The following is a 2636-nucleotide window of genomic DNA, read 5'->3' on the forward strand; positions in this document are numbered from 1 at the left end:
CACACCGGCTGGCTGTCCTGAACTTGACGCCCGGTTACACCTTCTCCACCTCCTCTGAGCTGGGACGATGCCCGAGCTGCTGGACGTACGCTTGAGCTTTAACGTCGATCGCAAGATCGCTACCGCTGTGGTGCAGATCAGCGCCTTGATGAATGGTCGGGGGCTGGGCCCGGACACCTCCACCCCGGCGTGGTGCTGTCCCGCAGGTGTTCCGTAACCTCTGCGAGCCTGACAGCTGTACCAGGCGCGGCCACGCCAGGAAGCCGTAGGAACCACCTCATGAGGCCAGGATGACCGATCTTCACAGTGAGTGGCGGCTCTTGAGTGGAAGCACCCTCGTCGGCACGATCACCGTCGACGAGGCCGGCATGCCCTGGCAGCGTGGACGTTTCCTCCCAGAGCCTGTCTTCAGCCAGTTCAAATCCTGGTTCGACGAGGCCAACGCCTGTGTCGAGGCTGAGGAGTTCGAACGGTTCGACGAAGCCGAATCTGCGCCTGTCGTTCGTCGTAGCCCTCCGGCAGGCGCAGGACCCGCGGTTGGCCGCCGTAGCGGCGCACCGCTTCCGCAATGCTCGGCCACGCCCCCGGCCGATAGGCGCAGTCCTCGCTGTAGGGCAGTCCGTCGACCTGCCACGTCACGGCGACCTGCGGGACGACGTCGAACAGTTCGCACGGCTTGGAGCCGCCGTCGCAGCCGGTCGGGGTCCACAGGACCGTGCCGACGGCGGCGGCCCGCAGCGGCCGGCTCACCATTTCTTCAGGATGCCGGGCAGGGCGTCCTCGGCGAGCTTGATATCGGTGAAGATGATCTCGCAGTCCCAGTCAGTGGCGTCCGAACATTCCTTGTCGTCGTTCCAGCCGTCGTCGTTGCCGTCGGAACCGATGCCCCAGCCGACGCACAGCCCGCCGGAAATGACCGGATGCTAAATGGTTGGGTGTCAGGTGCGGCATTCCTGGACACGTGCGGGCTGCAGCGCAGGACCGCGATGCCGTGCTACCAGTTGGTCAGGTCGACGAGGAGACCGCAGTGCGGGTCGTCCGGGGCCGGCCGTTGATACTGCTCTTCCTCGACGAGGGAGGGGAGAGAGGCGATCAGCGCAGTGGGGGGTGTCTCGGTCAGGCGAATGTCGGCGCCAATGATGCCGGGCCCGTCGGGACGCTGCACGTAGAGCCGCAGCAGGCCGTCGCCGTGCATCAGGAAGCCGATCAGGAAGGGGTTCTCGTCGTCGCCGGGGTCCGACAGGGCGTGCACGACAGTGAGTGCCCGGCCCTGTTCGGGTTCCGGGTCCGGGGTGATCTCCTGCGGGCGGAGGCAGATGAGGGTCATCCCCATGACTTCGCCGACATCACTGCTGCTGTGGATCTGAGGCCCGGTCAGGACCGTACGCAGCAGGCCGGGGACGTAGTACGGGGTCACCGTGTCGTTGGGGATCTCGTAAAGGAAGTCCCGGCCGTTCTCGTCGTCTCCGGCACGGATGGCGATGCGTACGGCGCCGGGCGCGGGCAGGACGCCGCGCAGGCGGCAGTACTCGGCGACTGGAGCGTTCAGGTAATACAGCAGTCGGCGGGTCGCATCCGCCTGCTGCTCTCGGTCTTCAGGGTCTGTCACGGATGCATCCATGCCGGGCACTTGTTGTTTGATTGGTTGCGGCAGAAAGCGTTGATGACGCCGATCTTCTGTCCCCTGCCGGCATCGTACAATCCGTCCGTTGTCTTTCGCGTGTACTGAACGATGACGGTGAACTTGACCTGCCTTGGCCTTGGGCCGGTTTCGAAGGCGACGCCGTCATACTCCAGACGGCCGTGGTGGTTGTCCCGGCCGGCATTGCCATGATTGGCTGCGGCCAGCGTAGAGCACTTGTGGATGTTGTGGCGGTTGGTGAAGTGGTACCAGCCGAAGTCGGAAGTGCCGAATCGGGTGACGATGTGACGGCCGTCAGGGTCGGTCGCGTTGCAGTGCACCCGCTTATCCCAGGGGTGCGGTACGACCGGGCCTGGCCGGACCTGCGCGGAGGACGCCGCGCAGGACAACAGAGTCTCGGTGGTCAGGGCAGTGGCCGCTAACGCCGTGACCTTCTTCATGGCGTTGATCACATCACGATGCGAGTAGGGCCAACAGGCACGCTTGGGCCGAACTAGACTTCTATATTGGTCAGTTGGTGTATGCAGAAGTGATCCGTTTTCAGCCTCGGATCCTATCGAGTGCAACGCCGGAAGCTGCGAGTCTTTCCTCGCGTGCGGACAGGGACGCCTTCTCCACTGACAACGCCACGGGGGCATTCTCATCCGGACGAGGGACGCACGGATGTCTCCAGGCAGCCTGACCCCACCGCACTGCGCCAAACAGGGAACCCGCAACGCTCGGTCCCGTGATGGCTGTACCGCGCCCCTAACGCGGGTGTCGACGCTTTGCAATGCTCGACATCAGCTGTCGAGCATTGTTGGTATGAGCTGTCGCAGGAGGGCGTCGAGGTTGGTCTCCTCGTTGTTGCAAAGAATCACGACGGTTGCCTCAAGGCCGGGCAGCCAGCCGAGGAAGGACTGAGAGGGTGTTCTGCGAGTGCTCGGCTGACTCGTAGTACTTGAAGGCAGGTTGTCCGGTTCCGGGGCTTCACGGCAGGCCGGGGATGCGGTGC

General features: G+C 64.4%; 4 protein-coding genes. All 4 read right to left on the reverse strand.

Annotated features, from left to right (window positions below; genetic code table 11):
• Window positions 1-417: 417 nt before the first annotated feature.
• The gene (locus ACFYR3_RS45625; protein WP_389288328.1) at window positions 418-753 is read right to left on the reverse strand and encodes a hypothetical protein; all 336 of its coding nucleotides are present in this window, start codon (window positions 751-753) and stop codon (window positions 418-420) included.
• 241 nt (window positions 754-994) lie between these two features.
• A complete protein-coding gene (locus tag ACFYR3_RS45630) occupies window positions 995-1609 on the reverse strand; it encodes a hypothetical protein (protein ID WP_355859005.1) in 615 nt (204 codons plus the stop codon).
• Complete coding sequence (locus ACFYR3_RS45635) at window positions 1606-2094, reverse strand: hypothetical protein (RefSeq protein WP_389288330.1); 489 nt, start codon at window positions 2092-2094, stop codon at window positions 1606-1608. Before ACFYR3_RS45635 ends, ACFYR3_RS45630 begins: the two co-directional genes overlap by 4 nt.
• A 330-nt stretch (window positions 2095-2424) precedes the next feature.
• Window positions 2425-2636 (reverse strand): hypothetical protein (locus tag ACFYR3_RS45640; protein ID WP_389288332.1); only part of this gene is annotated, 212 nt, incomplete at its 5' end.

The sequence above is a fragment of the Streptomyces sp. NPDC005784 genome (genome assembly GCF_042871525.1).
GTDB lineage: Bacteria > Actinomycetota > Actinomycetes > Streptomycetales > Streptomycetaceae > Streptomyces.

Excerpts from the sequence above, each read along its gene's own strand:
- ACFYR3_RS45625 (WP_389288328.1), bottom strand. The coding sequence starts at position 753 with ATGGTGAGCCGGCCGCTGCGGGCCGCCGCCGTCGGCACGGTCCTGTGG.